21 protein-coding genes are annotated in these 17,529 nt (G+C 63.7%); 11 read left to right on the forward strand and 10 right to left on the reverse strand.

The window, feature by feature from the left end; translation table 11 throughout:
* The first annotated feature begins 4 nt into the window (after positions 1-4).
* The 5 genes from BST27_RS16595 (at position 5) to BST27_RS16615 (ending at position 3,644) form a co-directional block, all read left to right on the forward strand.
* Positions 5-955: an SRPBCC family protein gene (locus tag BST27_RS16595; RefSeq protein WP_069417970.1), complete on the forward strand. Its 951-nt coding sequence runs from the start codon at positions 5-7 to the stop codon at positions 953-955.
* The gene (locus tag BST27_RS16600; RefSeq protein WP_069417971.1) at positions 952-2,121 is read left to right on the forward strand and encodes a zinc-dependent alcohol dehydrogenase; all 1,170 of its coding nucleotides are present in this window, start codon (positions 952-954) and stop codon (positions 2,119-2,121) included. The genes BST27_RS16595 and BST27_RS16600 overlap by 4 nt, the downstream gene beginning before the upstream one ends.
* 11 nt (positions 2,122-2,132) lie before the next feature.
* The gene (locus BST27_RS16605; RefSeq protein ID WP_069417972.1) at positions 2,133-2,687 is read left to right on the forward strand and encodes a type 1 glutamine amidotransferase domain-containing protein; all 555 of its coding nucleotides are present in this window, start codon (positions 2,133-2,135) and stop codon (positions 2,685-2,687) included.
* A gap of 67 nt (positions 2,688-2,754) precedes the next feature.
* Complete coding sequence (locus BST27_RS16610) at positions 2,755-3,447, forward strand: HemK2/MTQ2 family protein methyltransferase (RefSeq protein ID WP_069417973.1); 693 nt, start codon at positions 2,755-2,757, stop codon at positions 3,445-3,447.
* Positions 3,444-3,644, forward strand: coding sequence for a CDGSH iron-sulfur domain-containing protein (locus tag BST27_RS16615; protein ID WP_069417974.1), 201 nt, complete (start codon positions 3,444-3,446; stop codon positions 3,642-3,644). Before BST27_RS16610 ends, BST27_RS16615 begins: the two co-directional genes overlap by 4 nt.
* Positions 3,645-3,736: 92 nt before the next feature.
* Here the strand turns inward: BST27_RS16615 and BST27_RS16620 are convergent, their stop codons facing one another.
* The 6 genes from BST27_RS16620 to BST27_RS16645 all read right to left on the reverse strand — a co-directional run bounded on the left by BST27_RS16620 (position 3,737) and on the right by BST27_RS16645 (position 9,380).
* Positions 3,737-4,768 carry an iron-containing redox enzyme family protein gene (locus tag BST27_RS16620; protein ID WP_069418045.1) on the reverse strand — a complete coding sequence of 344 codons (1,032 nt, stop codon included), beginning with the start codon at positions 4,766-4,768 and terminating at the stop codon, positions 3,737-3,739.
* Between the two features lie 73 nt (positions 4,769-4,841).
* Positions 4,842-7,052 (reverse strand): SpoIIE family protein phosphatase, encoded by a 2,211-nt coding sequence (locus BST27_RS16625; RefSeq protein ID WP_069417975.1) that lies wholly within the window; start codon positions 7,050-7,052, stop codon positions 4,842-4,844.
* Positions 7,049-7,675, reverse strand: a complete 627-nt coding sequence (locus BST27_RS16630; protein ID WP_069417976.1) for a SpoIIE family protein phosphatase — start codon at positions 7,673-7,675, stop codon at positions 7,049-7,051. Before BST27_RS16630 ends, BST27_RS16625 begins: the two co-directional genes overlap by 4 nt.
* Positions 7,676-7,677: 2 nt before the next feature.
* Entirely contained in the window at positions 7,678-8,088 is a 411-nt protein-coding gene (locus BST27_RS16635) for an anti-sigma regulatory factor (RefSeq protein WP_069417977.1), read from the reverse strand.
* On the reverse strand, positions 8,078-8,467 hold the full coding sequence (locus BST27_RS16640; protein ID WP_069417978.1) for an STAS domain-containing protein: 390 nt from the start codon (positions 8,465-8,467) through the stop codon (positions 8,078-8,080). The genes BST27_RS16635 and BST27_RS16640 overlap by 11 nt, the downstream gene beginning before the upstream one ends.
* Before the next feature lie 28 nt (positions 8,468-8,495).
* On the reverse strand, positions 8,496-9,380 hold the full coding sequence (locus BST27_RS16645) for an STAS domain-containing protein (RefSeq protein ID WP_069417979.1): 885 nt from the start codon (positions 9,378-9,380) through the stop codon (positions 8,496-8,498).
* Positions 9,381-9,562: 182 nt separating this feature from the next.
* Between BST27_RS16645 and BST27_RS16650 the strand changes: the two genes are divergently transcribed.
* The 5 genes from BST27_RS16650 (at position 9,563) to BST27_RS16670 (ending at position 13,144) form a co-directional block, all read left to right on the forward strand.
* On the forward strand, positions 9,563-9,931 hold the full coding sequence (locus tag BST27_RS16650; protein WP_069418046.1) for an STAS domain-containing protein: 369 nt from the start codon (positions 9,563-9,565) through the stop codon (positions 9,929-9,931).
* A 360-nt stretch (positions 9,932-10,291) separates the two neighbouring features.
* A complete protein-coding gene (locus BST27_RS16655; RefSeq protein ID WP_069417980.1) occupies positions 10,292-10,690 on the forward strand; it encodes a heme-binding protein in 399 nt (132 codons plus the stop codon).
* Positions 10,691-10,777: 87 nt separating this feature from the next.
* Positions 10,778-11,305 (forward strand): DUF6328 family protein, encoded by a 528-nt coding sequence (locus tag BST27_RS16660; RefSeq protein ID WP_197518073.1) that lies wholly within the window; start codon positions 10,778-10,780, stop codon positions 11,303-11,305.
* Positions 11,306-11,384: 79 nt separating this feature from the next.
* Positions 11,385-12,449, forward strand: coding sequence for a DNA topoisomerase IB (locus BST27_RS16665; protein ID WP_069417981.1), 1,065 nt, complete (start codon positions 11,385-11,387; stop codon positions 12,447-12,449).
* Between the two features lie 101 nt (positions 12,450-12,550).
* The gene (locus tag BST27_RS16670) at positions 12,551-13,144 is read left to right on the forward strand and encodes a PAS and ANTAR domain-containing protein (RefSeq protein ID WP_232007192.1); all 594 of its coding nucleotides are present in this window, start codon (positions 12,551-12,553) and stop codon (positions 13,142-13,144) included.
* Between the two features lie 3 nt (positions 13,145-13,147).
* Here the strand turns inward: BST27_RS16670 and BST27_RS16675 are convergent, their stop codons facing one another.
* The 4 genes from BST27_RS16675 to BST27_RS16690 form a co-directional block, all read right to left on the reverse strand.
* Positions 13,148-14,092 carry a helix-turn-helix transcriptional regulator gene (locus BST27_RS16675; protein WP_232007193.1) on the reverse strand — a complete coding sequence of 315 codons (945 nt, stop codon included), beginning with the start codon at positions 14,090-14,092 and terminating at the stop codon, positions 13,148-13,150.
* 76 nt (positions 14,093-14,168) lie between these two features.
* Positions 14,169-15,365, reverse strand: a complete 1,197-nt coding sequence (locus BST27_RS16680; protein WP_069417983.1) for a glycosyltransferase — start codon at positions 15,363-15,365, stop codon at positions 14,169-14,171.
* Positions 15,366-15,544: 179 nt separating this feature from the next.
* Positions 15,545-16,309, reverse strand: a complete 765-nt coding sequence (locus BST27_RS16685) for an STAS domain-containing protein (RefSeq protein ID WP_069417984.1) — start codon at positions 16,307-16,309, stop codon at positions 15,545-15,547.
* Positions 16,302-16,484, reverse strand: coding sequence for a hypothetical protein (locus BST27_RS16690; protein ID WP_069417985.1), 183 nt, complete (start codon positions 16,482-16,484; stop codon positions 16,302-16,304). The genes BST27_RS16685 and BST27_RS16690 overlap by 8 nt, the downstream gene beginning before the upstream one ends.
* Positions 16,485-16,670: 186 nt before the next feature.
* On the opposite strand from BST27_RS16690, the gene BST27_RS16695 reads away from it, so the two are divergent.
* A complete protein-coding gene (locus BST27_RS16695; RefSeq protein ID WP_069417986.1) occupies positions 16,671-17,456 on the forward strand; it encodes an SDR family NAD(P)-dependent oxidoreductase in 786 nt (261 codons plus the stop codon).
* The last annotated feature ends 73 nt before the right edge of the window (positions 17,457-17,529 follow it).

Raw genomic sequence — 17,529 nt, forward strand, 5'->3', positions numbered from 1 at the left:
GACCATGAGCGGACCCGGCACGAATTCAACGTCAGCATTGGTCAAAGGGCTCGGTGTGGCCAGTTTGGGGCTGGGACTCAGCGAAGTGCTGGCACCCGGAAAGGTCGCCGCACTGGCGGGCATAAGCGACAGCCAACGAGCCCGGGTGGTGACCCGAGCGCTCGGTGTGCGTGAGTGTGGCCACGGCGCGGCCTTGTTGTTTGGCTCGCCAAAACTGGTGTGGACGAGGGTGGCCGGCGATGCGCTGGATATCGCGTTACTGGTAGCTGGCCTCCGGCGCAGCAACGGTGACGCTGCCGAGCGCCGCAGGCGTGGCGCCCTGACCGCCGTCGCGTTGACCGTCATCGGCGGAGCAGATCTCTACGCCGCGCTGCGTGCCACGGGCAGCAACGGCCAGTCGGACACCGGTCGGCATGCAAATGCCCCGCGGCATCAGACGTTGCGCGCAGCCGTCACCGTGCGGCGGCCACCGGAGGAGGTGTACCGCTTTTGGCGCGACCTGGAGCACCTGCCCAGCTTCATGTACCACCTCGAGTCGGTGACCACGGGCCCGGACGGTCGCTCGCACTGGGTCGCGAAAGCACCCGTGGGCCAACCCATTCGGTGGGACGCGCAGCTCACCGAGGACGTGCCGAACAAGCGAATCGCCTGGCAGTCACTGCCCGGCTCCGGCATTCAGAACGGGGGATGTGTTGACTTCGCCCCGGATAGCTCCGGTAACGGCACCGAAGTCCGCGTCGCGATCGGATACCACCTCCCCGGTGGTGCGCTAGCCAAGGCGGGGGCAACGCTGCTGGGCGAGTCGCCCGACCAGCAGGTCAACGATGACCTCCGCCGCTTCAAACAGATCTTGGAGACGGGTCAGGTCACGCGTTCCGACGGGTCACCCGAGGGCACCGCGGCGTTCCGGCAGATGCATCAGCAGACGGCGCAATCCGAAGGAGCGAGTCGATGAAGGCCACGGTTTACGCGGGACGCAACAGCGTCGAAGTGCAGACGGTTCCGGACCCGACCATCCTCAACGATCGCGATGCGATTGTGCGCATCACCTCGACGGCGATCTGCGGCTCGGACCTGCACCTTTACGACGGCTACATCCCCACCGTGATGCGCGGCGATGTGCTGGGCCATGAGTTCATGGGCGAGGTCGTCGAGGTCGGCAAGGGAGTCACTAACTTGCGAGCGGGTGACCGGGTGGTGGTGCCGTTTCCCATCGCCTGCGGGGCGTGCTCGGCCTGTGAGCGCGACCTTTATTCATTGTGTGAGAATTCCAATCCGAATGCCGGCATCGCCGAAAAATTGATGGGCCATTCTCCCGCAGGGCTTTTCGGATACTCCCACATGTTGGGTGGCTTCGCCGGCGGACAAGCGGAATACGCGCGCGTGCCTTTCGCCGACGTGGGGCCGCTGAAGATTGAGGACGACCTGAGCGACGATCAGGTGCTTTTCCTGTCGGACATCTTGCCCACCGGTTACATGGGTGCCGAGATGTGCGACATCAAATCCGGCGACATCGTCGCGGTGTGGGGCGCCGGGCCGGTGGGGCTGTTCGCGATGGTGAGTGCGCTGTTATTGGGAGCAGCCAAGGTCATTGCCATTGACCAGGTTCCGTATCGGCTGGACCTCGCCAAGAAGCTGGGCGCCACCCCGCTCAACTTCGCCGAGACTTCGGTGCTCGAGGAGCTGCGGGACATGACGGCCGGACGCGGGCCCGATCATTGCATCGACGCGGTAGGAATGGAGGCGCGCAACTCCACCACGGCAGTGGATGCCTACGACCGGGTAAAGCAAGCCATGCGGTTGGAAACCGAACGGCCACACGCCCTTCGGGAAGCGGTGATGAGTTGTCGCAATGGCGGCACCATCTCGATCGTCGGGGTGTACGGCGGTTTGATGGACAAGTTTCCGATCGGTGCCGTGATGAACCGCTCGCTGACCATCAAAACGGGCCAGTGCCATGTGCACCGGTATATGCGCCCGTTGCTCGAATTGATCCGCACGGGTGAGATCGACCCCACCGTGATCATCAGCCATCATCTGGAACTGGACCAGGCGCCGCACGGCTACGAAATTTTCAAGCATAAGCAGGACAACTGCACCAAGGTCGTCCTCAAACCGTAAAGGAGCACGCTATGTCAGAAGAGTTGCAGGGCAAGAAGATTGCCATACTGGCTGCGGATGGCGTCGAGAAGGTCGAGCTGGAGCAACCGCGCAAGGTGCTTCAGGAGGCAGGTGCTCAAGTTGAGGTGCTCTCGTTGCAAACGGGTGAAATCCAAGCGCGCAACCACGATCTGGAACCGGCTGGGACCTTCGCCGTCGATCGCGCCGTGGCGGAAGCCTCGGTTGACGAATTCGATGGTCTGGTGCTGCCCGGCGGCACGGTGAACCCGGACAAGCTCCGCAAGGACGGCACCGCTGTCTCCTTCGTCCGCGATTTCGTGGCGTCCGGAAAGCCCGTCGCCGCAATCTGTCATGGCCCTTGGACGTTGGTGGAGGCCGACGTCATCCGGGGACGCACGTTGACTTCATATCCGAGCATCCGCACCGACTTGAGAAATGCGGGGGGCAACGTGGTCGACGAAGAGGTAGTGGTCGACGGCAACATCATCACCAGCCGGTCGCCTAAAGACCTTGAGGCCTTCTGCACGAGGATAGTCAAGGAATTGGTACAGAGTTCAGCGAGCTGAGTGTCCTCAGCTATGAGTGGTCGCACTTTTGGTTTTAACGCGCCATTTTGCGGGCATTAATCAGGCCATGACAATCACGTGCCCCGATCCGGGCGACACACTGATCGCTGAACCAGTTTATCGGCCACAGCACGACTCACGTCTACTCGTCAGCGCGATGCGACAGACGGGCCTGATCCCGCGGCGCCGGGTACTGGACCTATGTACTGGAAGTGGTTTCGTCGCAATCGCCGCCGCCGAAATGGGGTGTGCCAGCGTCACCGCATTCGACATCTGCCCGCACGCCGTGCGTAACTCACGCGGCAATGCGGCTGGTGCCGGCGTCAAAGTGGATGTCCGGCAAGGATCGTGGGTGAAGGCTCTCGATTGCGGTCCGTTCGACGTGGTGGTGTCCAACCCGCCGTACGTCCCGACCCCATCCGACGCCGAAGACGAGATCATCGACGCTGCCGCCGGGCCATCGTGGGCTTGGAATGCCGGGACGGACGGCCGGTTGGTGCTCGATCCGTTGTGCGAGGCTGCGCCGAAACTGTTGACCGACAACGGATCGCTGCTGTTGGTGCAGTCGGCGCTCGCCGGTGTGAAGCAGTCGCTGGAAGCATTGCGGGCGTCGGGAATGGAAGCGGACGTCGTTGCTTCCCAATTGATACCTTTCGGCCCGGTACTATCGGCTCGTGCGGCATGGCTCGAGGAGACCGGCCAGGTACCACGAGGTTGCCGGGAAGAAGAAATTGTCGTGATACGGGCGGACAAATCGTGAGTACTACCAGGGTGCAAGTGATCCCCAACGGCCCGGTCCTGGTTTCCGGGCCGGTCAGCGTCGAGACCCCCGGTGGCCGCGTCGTAGAGTCCGACCGGTTCATGGTGGCGATCTGTACCTGTAGGCGCAGCAAGGAATATCCGTTGTGCGACACCAGCCACCGCAGGTGCCGGGTGCCGAAAACGGCGGCCGGCTAGACCTGCCTGGCGCACGAAGTATCCCCCGAAAGCCGTTATCTTTCGGGGGATTTCGCGTTTGCCGAACGCTGTTTCCCCAGCGCCTGGGCGGACTAGCTGAACAGTGGCTGCCGTAGCGAAGACCGGCCGGCCTGCCATGCCTCGAGTATGCAGTCCGCCAAACGGTTTTCGACGAGGGCGTGGGCGCGCATCCCGAACACGATGTCGCTTTCGATTTGTGGCTCGCGGGCGACGAGATCGCCCACCACGTCGTGGCGCACTACTTGCTCATGTACCGCGTCTGCTTCCACGTGCTCGCTGTAGAACCTGACGCAAGCCTCTGGGGCCTCCATCCGGCGTAACGCGGCGACCAAGCGTGCCGAACCCGGCGGCGAGGTGATCTCGGTGGCCGCGAAGTGTCCGATGGTCGCGCCGCGCAACCGACGGTGCAACCCAAAGAGCGACATGATGTTGACGACGGCCAATGACTCCGCCGTGGCAACGTCAAGGTAGGCGAGGTACGTGGAATCCAGTCCGGCCGCGTCCAACAGATCGGCGAAGAGTCGTTGGTGCAGTCGCGAACCGTGTCCCGCGCCGAATTCGTCGAACTCGATGGCGACGAACGACGCCTTCGCCCGGCCCGTCAGGCGTGGAATGGCCCAGGCATGCGGATCGCCCTCTTTGAGGTGGTACAGCGACCGGTGGACGAAATACTCACACATCTGCTGCCACGTGCCGGTGTCGCGCAGGTAATACGAGGGTCCGGTACCGTCTGGCGGCTCGACCGAGATCGCCTCCATTTCAGCCGCCGCGGTGTGGTGGGGTTCGATGGGGCCGACGTCGCGGCGCACGCTCGCCAGGAACGCTCGCTCCAACTGGGCTCGCAGGTGGAGCAGCGCGGGGTTCCACTCCCACATCGGATCCACTCCGGCAAAGCTGCGATAGTGCAACTCGTAGCACATATACAACGCCAACTGCAGATCCAGTCCGTACGGATCGACATCGCCCACCGACGCGCTGATACGTGCGAACTGGTCGCGGGGCGCAGGCCCGGTCAGGGCACGGCGAACGGCGATCGACAGGGGGCCGTAGCCAGCCGGCAGGTTTGGCTCAGCCGCAACGCTGCGTTCGCCTTTGCTAGGCATGATCGATGCGAAACTCACGCTCGTGGATACCCCTATCGCGTCGGGTCAAACTGGGCTGGCGTTATCCGACGGGTCACCGCGGGAAGCTGAACTCCAGGGTAGTTCCGCGCGGAGTGGTTTGGATGTTCATTGATTCGCTGATCGCCTTCATCAACACCAGTCCGCGCCCACTATTGCCGGGATGGGGGGCTGGTGGCTTCCAGGAACCGGTGTCGATGACGCGAGCACGGATCTCGTCGTCGGCGAATTCCGCCTCCAACCGCATGGTTCCGACGTCGTGTCCCTGGTAAGCGTGTTCGACGCAGTTGGTGCAGGCCTCACTGAGCACCAGCACGATGTCGTTGACTTTTTCGTCGCTCACGTCGCCTGCCGTCAGCCAGGACGTCAGCCGATGCCGGATGCCGGCCAATTCTTGTGCGCTGGCGGGTGTTTCGACAAGCAGGGGTGCGAGTCGGTGGCGATAGACCACCATCGCGACGTCATCGTCGTAGCCACCCGGCGGAGCCAGTTGCGTCAGCACGACGTCGGCGACGGCGCTGATGGGTAGCGCCACCGAGTCCGCCAGAACGGTGGCGACCCGTGCGAGGCCCTCATCAATCGATTCGTGCTTGCGCTCCACCAGGCCGTCGGTGAAAAACATCAGCGTCGAGCCCGGCAGCAGCACCCGGGAGGCTTGGGGGCGGGTTTCATGTCGGCGTACCGCAAGCGGCACCGACCGGGCATCGGTCAGGAAAATTGGCTCCGAGACGGACTCGGACTCCGGCCCGACGAGCACGGCCGGCATATGGCCGGCATTGCTGTACTCCAGGACTCCGCTTGGCGTGTCGAGTATCGCCAGGAACACCGTCGTGCAATAAGCGTCCGGGATCAGTGCCGCGGCCGCATCCAGCTGCTCGAGCAGCAGCCCCGGGCGGGCGCCGGTGAGCAACAGGGCGCGTGCTGAGCTGCGCAGCTGACCCATGATGGCAGCGGCCGGCAGCCCGCGGCCCACGCAGTCGCCGACCACGATGCCGATGCGGTGGTCGTCGATCGCCAGTACGTCATACCAGTCGCCGCCGATCTCTAGCGGCGGGACGGCGGGTTCATATCGGACGGCGAACCCTGCCGGCGGCTCGACCGGCGGCAGCATCGCGCGTTGCAGGGTCAGCGAAGTCTCGCGTGCGCTCTCGAATTGCCGCACATGCTGGATGGCCAGGCTGAGATGCCCGATGAGGACCGTGACCAGCAGCCTGTCCTCGGCGATCACATAGCGTGGCACCCGAAGTTCCAGCCACAAGGCCACGTCTGCGGCCCCGGACAGCACCGCGACCAATCCGTGGGCCTTGCCCGGAGCATTCGGCCATTGCACCGTCCTTGCCGTCAGTGGCAATTGGTGACGCGCATCCAGAAATGTCTGCCGCAGCAGCGGATCAAGTTGACGCCAAGATGTTTCGGCGGGGCTGCCGGCTACCTGGACGGTCGGCTCGCCGTCACCGGCGGGCCACATGACCGCGACCACCCGGTGGACGTCGACCGCGGTCCGGCACTCTTCGAGGGTGATCGCCAATACCTCGGAGACGCTCTTGGCCACGCCGACGGCGGTGGCCAATCGCAGCACCGCGCTCTCCCGGGCCGCAAACGCCCGCTCGGCGGTGATGTCCCGGACGGTGCCGACGTACACGTCGCGGTCGGTGGCCGGGCCGCGAACGGCGTTGATGCTCGTAGCCACCCACACGAGATGGCCGTCTCGGTGCCGGACCGGTGTTTCGTACTGGGCGCTGCCCTGGGATCGGACCAGATCTTGTTGCTGGGCAGCGGTTTTCTTGTCGACGAGCCAAGGGTGTGGCCACTTGTAGGGCAAGCCTTCTGGGGAGAAGCCGAGGATTTCGGTGAAGGCATTGTTGATCTCGATCACCGCCCCGTCGTGGTCGGCGACGAAGAAGCCTTCTTGCAGCGAGTTCACCAAGGCGGTGCGGAATCGGTCGCGGTCGGCCAGACCTTCGGCGCGGGCCCGTTGTTCTTCGTAACGCCTTGTGCCGTCGAGGAATCCGCGAGTCGCGATGTCCAGCGTGGCCAACGTCTGCAACAGGAATTCCAGGGAGTTCCCAGGGCGGGCTTCGGAGTCAGCCTCCAGTTCGGCGAGGAACCGGAAGTGGCTTTCGATGATGTCGAGAATGCTGATCTGTTCCTGCAGCGCCCGTCGGCCAAGTTCGTGGCCCACGGCCAGGCTGTCCTCGTCGCGGGTGTCCAGGTAGGCGCGCAACGCGGCGACATACTGCGTCTGGAAACCGTCGGCGTCGGTCATGTCGTGCGGCCTCTATGACGCGCGGCGAGCACCATCGCATCGTCGGCGTCTTTGCTGTGTTTCACCAAAATCTGCTCGGCGATGGTGGTGGCGGAGGCGGCGAAGTCGACGTGGTCCAGGTGATCGTCGCTGATCCCGTCGGAGGCGATGACGAGCAGGTCACCAGGACGAATGGGAACGCATCTTGCCGGTGTGATCTCGGGATTCCGGAAGCCGACGATGCCGCCGGTCAGACGCACGCTGGAACGGATGTCCACCCCGCTGACGGCCTTTGCCACCAGGTTGGCCGTGACGTTTCCGATCCCGGTCCAGGTCAGCGTGCCAGCCGCGAAGTCGATCCGTGCCAGCGTCATCGCCGCCCCCCTCGTGCCGCCCAACACCCGGTGGCAGAGCTGCATCAATACTTCCAGCCGCTCCCCGCGCGCATTCTTCAGTGCCTCCACCGCTGATGTTGCCGCACTCGCGGCGGGCGGACCATGACCCAGCCCATCCAGAACGCCGAACAGAGCGGCATCGTCGTCGATCGAGACGGCCAGCGACTGGTCGCCAGACTCGTGCTCGCCGGGTCGTGGGCGACCTGCGGTCGCCCATTCGACGGGCCCGAAGCGACCACTGTCACGCATGGTCATACACGGGTCGGGACCCATTTCCACATCTCGACGACCGTCCCGCTGCCCAACTTGGACTCCACGATCAGCCGGTCCATCAACCGGCGCGCTCCCGGCAGCCCCATGCCGAGGCCACGCCCGGTCGAATAGCCGTCTTCCATGGCCCGCTCGATATCGGCGATCCCCGGACCTTCGTCCTCGGCGCGTACCACCAGGGCCTTACGTCCCTCACGCTCGGCGACAGCGACTCGAACCGCGCCGCGCCCGGCATAGCTGGTGATGTTGCGGGCGATCTCCGAGATCGCGGTGGCGATCATTGTCACGTCGGTCAACGTGAACCCGAGTTCTAGAGCGAGCTGATGGCCGGCTTTGCGTGCGGCAACGATGTCATCGGGGTTGTTGATCGCAACCACGTTGTCATCCGCCACCGTCGCGCCCGATCATTGATTTCCCGAGGCCGCGTTTCTTTTCCAGCAGCGCGATGCCTTCTTCCAGGTCCAGCGCCGTGCTCATGTCGTCGAAGGCCAGTCCGAGTTGCACCATCGCGAAAGCCACTTCGGGCTGCAGACCCACGATGACGGTGTCGGCGCCGCGCAGCCGGGTCATGTGGGCGATGGTGCGCAGGGACCGAGCTGCGAACGAGTCCATCACGTCGATGGCGGTGAGGTCGACGACGATCCCTTGTGCCCGAGATTGGCTGACCCGCTCCATCAGGTCTTCGCGCAGCCTCTCGGTATCCGAGTCGGTCAGTGCGGCTTGAACAGTGGCGATCAGAACCGCGCCCTGTTTCAGAATTGGTACTGGCATGGCTGCTCTCGGTGTGTGCCTGCTGGGATCAGTCGCTGGCCCGGGTGACTTCGTAACCCAGCAGCCGTTCGGCCTCTTCGATGCCGCCCTGCAGGTCACCGACGGCGTTCATCTTCGACAAGTCCAGCCCGATCGTCACCAGGGTCAGCGCGATCTCGGACGACAGGCCGGTGATGATCACGCTGGCACCCATCAACCCCGACGCGTCGACGGTCTGTACCAGGTGGTTGGCCACGGTCGAGTCGATGGTGGGCACACCGGTGATGTCGATGACGACGACCTTGGCGCGGTTGGCGCGAATGGCCCGCAGCAACTGTTCGGTGACCTGGCGGGCGCGCTGACTGTCAAGCACGCCGATGATCGGCAGAATCAGCAGTTGCTCACGCACCTGCAGCACTGGGGTGGACAGCTCGCGAATGGCTTCCTGCTGTTGGCGAATGATGCGCTCGCGTTCCTGGACGAAGCTGACGCCCACGGTGTTGGCGATGCGGTTGGCCGCCGGTTCATAGGCATCCAGAACGCGATTCAGCATCTCGAAGTCGGTCTGGTACTTCTCGAACAGCGATCGCGCCAGCACGTCGCGCAGCAACAGCACGATGCCCAGCACCTCGTCGGTTTCGACGCCCCGGGGAATGATTCGTTCGGACAGGTCGCGTGCATAGTCCTGCAGCGCCTCGACGCTTCCCGTCTCGAGCACCTCGACGTAGTTGTCGTACACGGCGGTCGCCTCGGAGAATATTTCCTCGGGCGTCATCGCGGTCAGCAGTTCCGCCTCGGTGATCCTGCGCGCCCATTCCTCACGCAAGCCAGTTCGGTTGCGTCTCAAGTGCTGGACCAACTGAGGCAGCAAACCTTCACTGACCGTCTGCGCGGTCGCCGTGGTGCTGTTGGAATCCGAGGGCAAATCTGACATGGGACCTCCCAAGGCCTCCCGAGTGCGCATCGCTTTTCGCGGGCCGCACTTCCCTATGGGGAGACTAGCCTGAACACCACAGCGTTTACGTGTTGAGGTGTTCTTCTTCTCGCAGTTAGCGTGGCGGGTTAGGCTTGCAACACGCTTGGTCACACGTCAGGCCCGGAGTGAAGGATCGCGCATTGTCAGCACCTGATTCGATCACCGCCACGGTCGCGGACCACGATGGAGTCGCTGTGCTCAGTGTCGGCGGCGAGATCGACCTGGTCACCGCCCCGGCCCTCGAGGAAGCCATCGGCGCAGTGGTAGCGGACAATCCGCAGGCGCTGGTGATCGACCTCTCCGCGGTGGAGTTTCTCGGCTCGGTGGGACTGAAGATTCTGGCGGCCACGTTCGAGAAGCTTGGTGACAGCGCCGAATTCGGCGTGGTGGCACGCGGTCCGGCTACCAGGAGACCGATTCACCTGACCGGCCTGGACAAAACGTTCCCGCTGTACCCAACACTGGATGATGCGCTCACCGGTGTTCGGGACGGCAAGTCGAACCGCTAGCAGCGCACCTCAAGGCGCGACTCTGGAACGGCCCCGGGATAACGGTTTCGTCACGAATCAAGATCACGTTCTCTTAAGGATCTGGACGGCTTTCTAAGAGATCTCATTATTGGCCCGCTGATTTGGCGATCGCTTAACAAGAATTGCCACATCCGTTGCACGTGTCACGCCATCGAGCCCCGATGACCGGATGCCGCTGTTCGTTGAGCGCGAACAACATCCGCGCGCCGCGTTAGCCTTCGCTACTTTGGATTTCGGGACCTCGGGCGGTCCCTTGCCAGACTGTGGTGTTTCATCGCTGCTCTACGTGGGCGGCGCTCACCACGCGAAATCTAAGTTCGCACATTCGAAGGAACCACTATGAAATTCAGCAGTATCGTCGCGCGCCGGCGAGTTGCCGGTGTCAGCGCCGGTTGTCTGCTCGGGGGAATGGCAATGGGTGTTATCAGTGCGCCGATGGCGGCGGCTTCGCCCGATTGCAGTCCCGACGCTGTGAACGGCACCGTGTCATCCGTGCGCGGCGAGGCGGAGCAGTACCTTTCCGCCCACCCGGGCGCCAATCAGGTGGTTACGGCCGCCTACGGCCAGCCGCGTGGGGAGGCGGCTGCCAACATTCGCAGTTACTTCACCGCGCATCCCAACGAGTACTACGACCTGCGCGGAATCCTGTCGCCGATCGGGGAGACCGAGCGTCAGTGCAATGTGTCGGTGTTGCCGCCGCACTTGGAGTCGGCCTACCACGAATTCATGGCCGGCTGATTCGTTCGGACTGATTGTCCGACGAATCGCCGGAACGGCTCGCCACGATCGTGTGGCGGGCCGTTTCCCTTTGCACGTGCTGATGCAATGATCACCAGCGTGGATGTGGATCATCCCGAAGATGATCAGCGGTGGGATCAACGCGTGCGGCATGAAACAGAGGCCGAGCGGCTCGACCGCAACTGGAATAGCCTCCTGCAGGAACTGCGGGTGGTGCAGACCGGTGTGCAGTTGCTCACCGGTTTCTTGCTAACGCTGCCGTTCCAAGAGCGTTTCAACATGTTGAGCGACGAAATGCGGGTGGTCTACCTGGCGACGGTGGGTTGTTCGATTGCTGCGACGGTACTTCTGATCGCCCCGGTGGGCATGCACCGCTTGCTGTTTCGTCGACACCGCCTTGTCGTGCTGGTATCCGCTGCCCACCGGTGCGCGTACGTGGGGCTGCTGCTGCTCGGTCTGGCATTGACCGGGGTGGCGATCATCATTTTCGAGGCGGTCGCGGGCACTGCGGCGGCTCTAATCGCCGGGGGCTGTGTTCTGGCGTTGTTCGCCGTGGCCTGGGTCGTGCTGCCGTTCGCGTTGCGTACCCGCAATCTCCAATTGCCAGGCGAATAGCCGGTCAACAACACACGAGGGTGTGAACCATTGGCTGCGCGGGTAATTCCCGTGTGATTGATGGGATTTAAGGAGCGATATGCGACTGCGTCGCAGCGTGCTGGACAAGCCGGGGATCAAACGCAAGCGCCGAGGCAAAGGCTTTGCGTATCACGCGCCCGACGGTCGGCTGTTGTCCGACCGGAAGGATGCCGAAACCCTGCAACGGATCAAGGAATTGGTCATTCCGCCGGCATGGAAAAACGTCTGGATCGCGCCGTATCGCAACGGCCACATCCAGGCCGTCGGAACCGATGCGGCCGGGCGACGACAGTACCTGTATCACCAAGCGTGGCAGCAGGAGCGGGCCGAGGAGAAGTTTGACCGCGTGCTTGAGCTGTCCAAACAGTTGCCCGCGTGGCGGGAGCATATCGCGCGGGACCTCGGTGGCCGGGGTCTGACGCGTGACCGGGTGCTGGCGCTCGCGTTGCATCTGCTCGACCAGGGGTATTTTCGCGCCGGCGGCGAGGAGTACGCCGAGGAGCACGAGTCCTACGGGTTGTCCACCTTGCTGTGCGAACACGTGACGGTGCGACGCAGCGTGGTCGAGTTCGACTTCCCGGCGAAAAGCGGAGTGCGGCGCACGTGGGAAATCGAGGACCCGCAAGTGGTGCGAGCGGTGGGCGCGCTCGTCCGGCGCACCGACTGCACCGAACGACTCTTGGTGTGCCGCACTGCAAATGGGTGGACCGACATTCGATCCGATGATCTGAACGCGCGATTCAAGGAGTTGGTCGGTGATGACTACAGCGTCAAGGACCTGCGCACCTGGCACGGCACCGTGCTGGCGGCGGCGGCATTCGCCGACGCCGACCCGGCGGTGTCGCAGCGGGTGGCCAAACGAGTGGAATCGGCAGTAATGAAGGAAGTCGCCGAGGAATTGGGCAACACGCCGGCGGTGGCACGTGGCTCCTATGTGGATCCGCGGGTGGTGACGGGTTATCGACAGGGCATGACGATTGCGAACGCGGCGCGCCGCGCGGAGCGGGCCCGTAAACCAGCCGCTGGGCAGGAGATCCTGGAGAAAGCGACGCGGACGCTAATCCGCCGAGTAGCCAAGAGCGACAGCTCATCTGGCGCACAGCAACTGGCAAAGACGGCATAGGTGAGCTAGCCATGCCTTCGCTCGAGCGCGGCCGTTGTCCAGATTCCGAATCGGTTGATGGACACGACACGGTTTTGGGGACCGGCGAATACATTGTGCGTGTGCCTGCCGACTCGATGCGGAGAAAGCACCGCTGGTCGCCGGCGGGTCGATTTCGCTACCTGTCGCGCATTGACCGTTGGGAATGGTCTGACGAAGTCGCCAAGATGCACGGCTACCAACCGGGCTCGGTCACGCCGACCACCGCGCTGCTGCTTTCCCACAAGCATCCCGACGACATGCCGAGCGTGCTCGACCTGATCAAGGAGGTGCGCCGCCACGGCACCGCGTTCAGCAGCCGGCACCGCATCATCGACACGGCCGGCAGCGTGCACGTGGTCGTCATGGTGGGAGACAGGATCGTCGACAAAGACGGCGTCCCCGCCGGCATCGCGGGCTTCTACGTCGACGAGACTCAGCAGTACCAAGCCGACGTGCAGGCGCGAACAACCGAGGCGGTGCAGGAAATCACCGCTCGCAAGGCCGTCATCAACCAAGCCCTGGGCATCATGATGGCGCGGTACGGGGTAGGCGCCGACATCGCGTTTCAGCTGTTGACGCGCATCTCACAAGACTCGAACACGAAGCTTCGGGTGGTCGCCGAGCGCCTTGTCGCCGAAACGAGCGCGGGCGCCCCGCCGACGGACTTCGGATGACCCCTACTCGGTCAGAGTGGTGTGCGGGCTCTGACCGTAGGTTTCGCGATACAGGACGGCGAAGCGGCCGGTGTGGGCAAAGCCCCAGCGCTGCGCGATTTCGGTGACGGTGGTGGAGGCTTGGTCGCCACGCACCAGGTCGTGATGGGCCCGCTGTAGGCGCACCCGGCGCAGGTACTCCGTGGGCGTGGTCTCGAGTTGCTGCCGGAACAAGTACTGCACGGCGCGAGGCGTCAGGTTCACCGCCGCGGCGATGTCGTTGACGCCAATGCCGTGACCCGCATGGCGCTGGATGAACGCCATCGCTTCCTTGAAGGCCGGCGGCACCGGCCCCTTGCCGTTGTGTTCTTGCGGGACGTTGGTCAGATTCGACGGAAATGTGTCAAGCAGCGCGGCGGTCAACAGCTGGGCTGCGGCGGCGACGACCAGTGGACGATTTGCCGTGTCGGCGGCGGAGTATGCGTTGCTCACGTAGTCCAGGGCATCGTTCAAGGTGTGCACGGCCGCGCCCGCGCGCGGTTGTGGGCTGAGGAACTGAATTTGCTGGGGCAGCGGCGTGTTGTTCTGCGCGGCCACTTTGCGCAGCAACTTCACCGAGATGCTCGCCACCTGGAACCGGGCGTTTCTCACTTCGAGCAGGCCCGGCATGTTCGACGCGACGAGCACCACGTCGGTGACTGGCTTTTCACCGACCGCCAAAGAGCCCCCGCGAGGCCGGATCGCCACGACGGCGTCCTCCGTTTCCGCCTCGCAAGTCATCCGACCCTCGATACGAACGTCGTCGATAGTGAGCAGGCCCGCTTCGCAGCGACGGTGCGTGACCGCGTCGCCTTTCGCCAGCCCGCCGATCTGCCAACTCGGCGTGTATGCGCTGGCAAAGAATCGCTGGGCGGTGTCGGGATCGATGGTGTGAAACTGGCGGTGGCGAATTGCCGGAAGGCCGCGCATTTCGGCCAAGCCGAGGCCGGGTTGGCCGCTTTCGTGAACAGACCCGTTTATTTCACTTGCGCGTTTCGCGCTGGTCCTAGCGGACGGTGGCACAGTGCTCACCCCTTGCTCTCGTCGTGCCCGGCGACTGCGCCGCAATCGCCTGCTGGTAGATGTTGGTTGCGTCAAGCGCAATGCGGTCCCACGTAAACCGCGACGTTGCGCGGGAGCGCCCGGAAGCTCCCATGCTCTGACGCTGAAAGCGTTCCGCAAGAATTGTTTTGAGGGCCAAAACCAACTCGCCGGGCTGGTCCGGCGCCACTAATAAGCCAGTTACACCGTGAATTACGGTGTCAGTGAGGGCCCCGGTATCCACTGCGACAACAACCACTGCGCTGGCCATGGCCTGTAGCGCAGCAGTGGCGCGCGGTGAGTGTCGTGGCGGGCAAACGACCACGTCGGCGGATCTCACCAGGGTCGGCAAGGCGTCGCCGGTCACGTTGCCCGCGAAGTGAATTCGATGGCCGACGGCTAAATCAGCTGCCAGCGTCTGCAAAGCTCCCCGCTCGCGATCGAAATGACGATCGGTGGGACCGGTTTCCGCGATCACCAATTCTGCGTCAGAAATTCTAGGCATTAACCGAATGACACGATCAAATCCGTTGCACGGGTCGGGGTTTGGCGCCAAGCATAGAATACGATGGAGGCCGGCCGGGGGAAGTTCCGGGCCCACGGGGGCGAAGCGTTCGACATCCACGCCGGTTGACAAGATCGACAACTTCGCCCGGCTGCGACGCATTTTGGCTAGCCCGTCTACGTCGTCACCGCTACCGCCGGTGACCCATGCCGCATTGCGGGCCAGTACCGGCTGTAGCCGTGTGCGTTCGGTGTCCTCTACCGACGTCGGTGACGCGCTCACTCCGTAAAAGCTCTGCACCGTCAGCAGGGCTGGGCGCCGGGCCGCAAGTTGAGCGGCTAACCCGCCCAACCAGCCGTATGCATGCACGACGTCGGGCGGTTCAGACGACCAGCGCTGCACAAGTTCGTCTGCCCATTCGCCGACGTAGGGCAGCACTGCTCTAGGAGCGATGCGCTTGCTCGGACCAATGGATGTCGAGACTGTTTGGTATTCGGCTGCAGCGGCGCCGTCGCGGGTGTGATCGCCTCGTCGCTCGTAGGCGGTGACATCGTGTCCGAGCGAGGCCAAGGCGGCGCTCAACTGGTGGCCATCGCTGTCGTAGACATGGCCGCAATCCGCGGCAATGTCGTCGCCACTAACTATCGCGATCTTCAGAGTTACTCCTGGCGCAAGTCGAATACCTGGGAAAATTAGGGATTACCCCTGTTCTTTTCTGGATAAACGCGCTCTGGGCGGTGCGTTTTGTGGACATCCCACGTGATGCGAGCCGCGGCGGGTCCTGGGTCAGATTGCATCCGCATCGGGAACGGCGCAGAGGCCTCGATGGTCGGCCATCACAGCTTATTTTCGCGATCAACTACCGCCCACACGGTCTTGCCGGTCGGAGTGGGAGTGCTGCGCCACACGCGAGACAGCGACGAAACGATCGCCAGACCCGAGAGTATGTCGGCCCCACGAACGGGATTTTCGTGCCGGATCGCAGGTTGGCGACTATGGTCCTCGACCGCTACGGTCACACCGTCTCGGTGATGTTCGAGAATGAAAGCCGGTTCGCTCACGGTGTGGGCGAGTACGTTTTCGATGAACACCGTCGCCACGGTCCCAGCAACAGGAATGAGTTCGCGCCGGTCCCACGTGGTGAGCCAGTCGGTGACCAGATCGCGCGCCATCCGAAGCGCGCTCTGCGTCGCCGGGAGTTCGGCGCATGCCCGGTGCCGACCGGTGAGCGGATGGTCCTCGATCGCTTCGAGCGCCAACGCACGCGTCGCGTGTACAGGAACAAAGCGGGTGACACCGCAGCTGGCGATGACGCGTCGCGACCGCGGGTTCCCACATACGAGCAGAATCGGAACATCAGGCCAGATGCTGAGGTGCCAACGCGCGCTGGTGAACACTGACCATGCCGCATCAGCCGGCACTGCAAGCGAGTTGACGTCGACAACTACCGGGCGGCGTTCGTCAAGCGCGACCTTGATGACGACGTCGCGCAGTTTCAGGTACGTCGAATTGTCCAGTACGCCTTCGGGAGTCAAGATCGTCGCGTCCTGCTCGCGACGGATGTCGACCAGAATGGCGGGGGTGGGCGTGAGGTCAGCCATCGCTGCCCGTTGAAACATTGTCGGCAAGTCGTTCGCTGGGCAGGATCGCCTGTTCGGCGTAAGGCAGACCGTCGCCCGGGCGCAACAAAGCCTCGACGCCACCCACGGAAACGCCGATGGCCAAAGTTCCGTTGCGCCGGCCATCAGGGCCGGCCCGCTCATCAGCCGGTTGCATATGAACTACGAATACCCGGTACCCGCGTGCGCAACCGCGTCGCTGGATAGTTCAGTAGGGCTGCGCCATCCAATATGCGAAAACTTTGCTGATTCGCCGCCGCCATCGGTTTGAGGGTTGCCCCGACGGGTAGGTCTGCGCCGCGGGTCGCCGTCGGGCGGCGATTCGGGAACTAAGGAGCGACCATTGGCTGGGATTGACGGGGTAGCTGTATCCACCGGCGCGAGCTGCGGCGTGGGTTTCGCATTAGCCAAGCAATTCGCAAAGCGTGGCTACGACTTGATCGTTGCCGATCGCGACGAGGAAATACATACTGCGGCCGCCGCACTGAGCGTTCTGGGCACCGAGGTAGAGCCGGTAAATGCCGACATGCATTGTGTTGACGACGCTTACCTGCTGTACCGGCGTGCAACAGCGATGGGCAAGCCGGTGGTGGCGGCCGCGCTCAGCATGCCACCGCCCGACGGCCACCTGGATGGCAGCCTCGACAGCGCGCTAGAGGAGGTCGACGACAACGTCCGGGCGACAATGCTGCTCGCTCGTCTGCTGGCCGACGAGATGGTGCTGCACGGCAGCGGCAGCATCGTTTTGACCGCCTCTCCTCCGAAGGGGATGTCAAGCCTCGACGCTGCGGTCTATTCGGCCGGCTCGGCATTCTTACAGACGTACGCCGAGGCTTTGCAGCAGGACCTGCGCGGGACTGGGGTAAAGGTGGTCGCGCTGGTGCCGCAGCCTTCACACCGGGACAGCGCCGGCTTGGGCGACCTATTGCTGGCCGTGATCGGCCGAGTGCCCGCCGGTCATCCCTCCAGCGTCGCGCGTCAGGCTTTGCAGGCACTCGAACAAGCCGAAAAGCACAACATGGCGACAAGGGTCGCGAGCGCAATGACGTCGCTTGCCTGCCGCATCCTGACCGACCGCGTGAGAGGGCCGGTCGGCCAGATCATTTCGCCGACCGGCGAAGCGGTGTGATGCCCGATCTGCAGTTTGAGCGCGGTGCGACGGGGCACCCCTTTCGCATCGCAGCACGTACAGGAGGTAATGA

It is taken from the genome of Mycobacterium intermedium, assembly GCF_002086275.1.
GTDB classification, from domain to species: Bacteria; Actinomycetota; Actinomycetes; order Mycobacteriales; family Mycobacteriaceae; genus Mycobacterium; species Mycobacterium intermedium.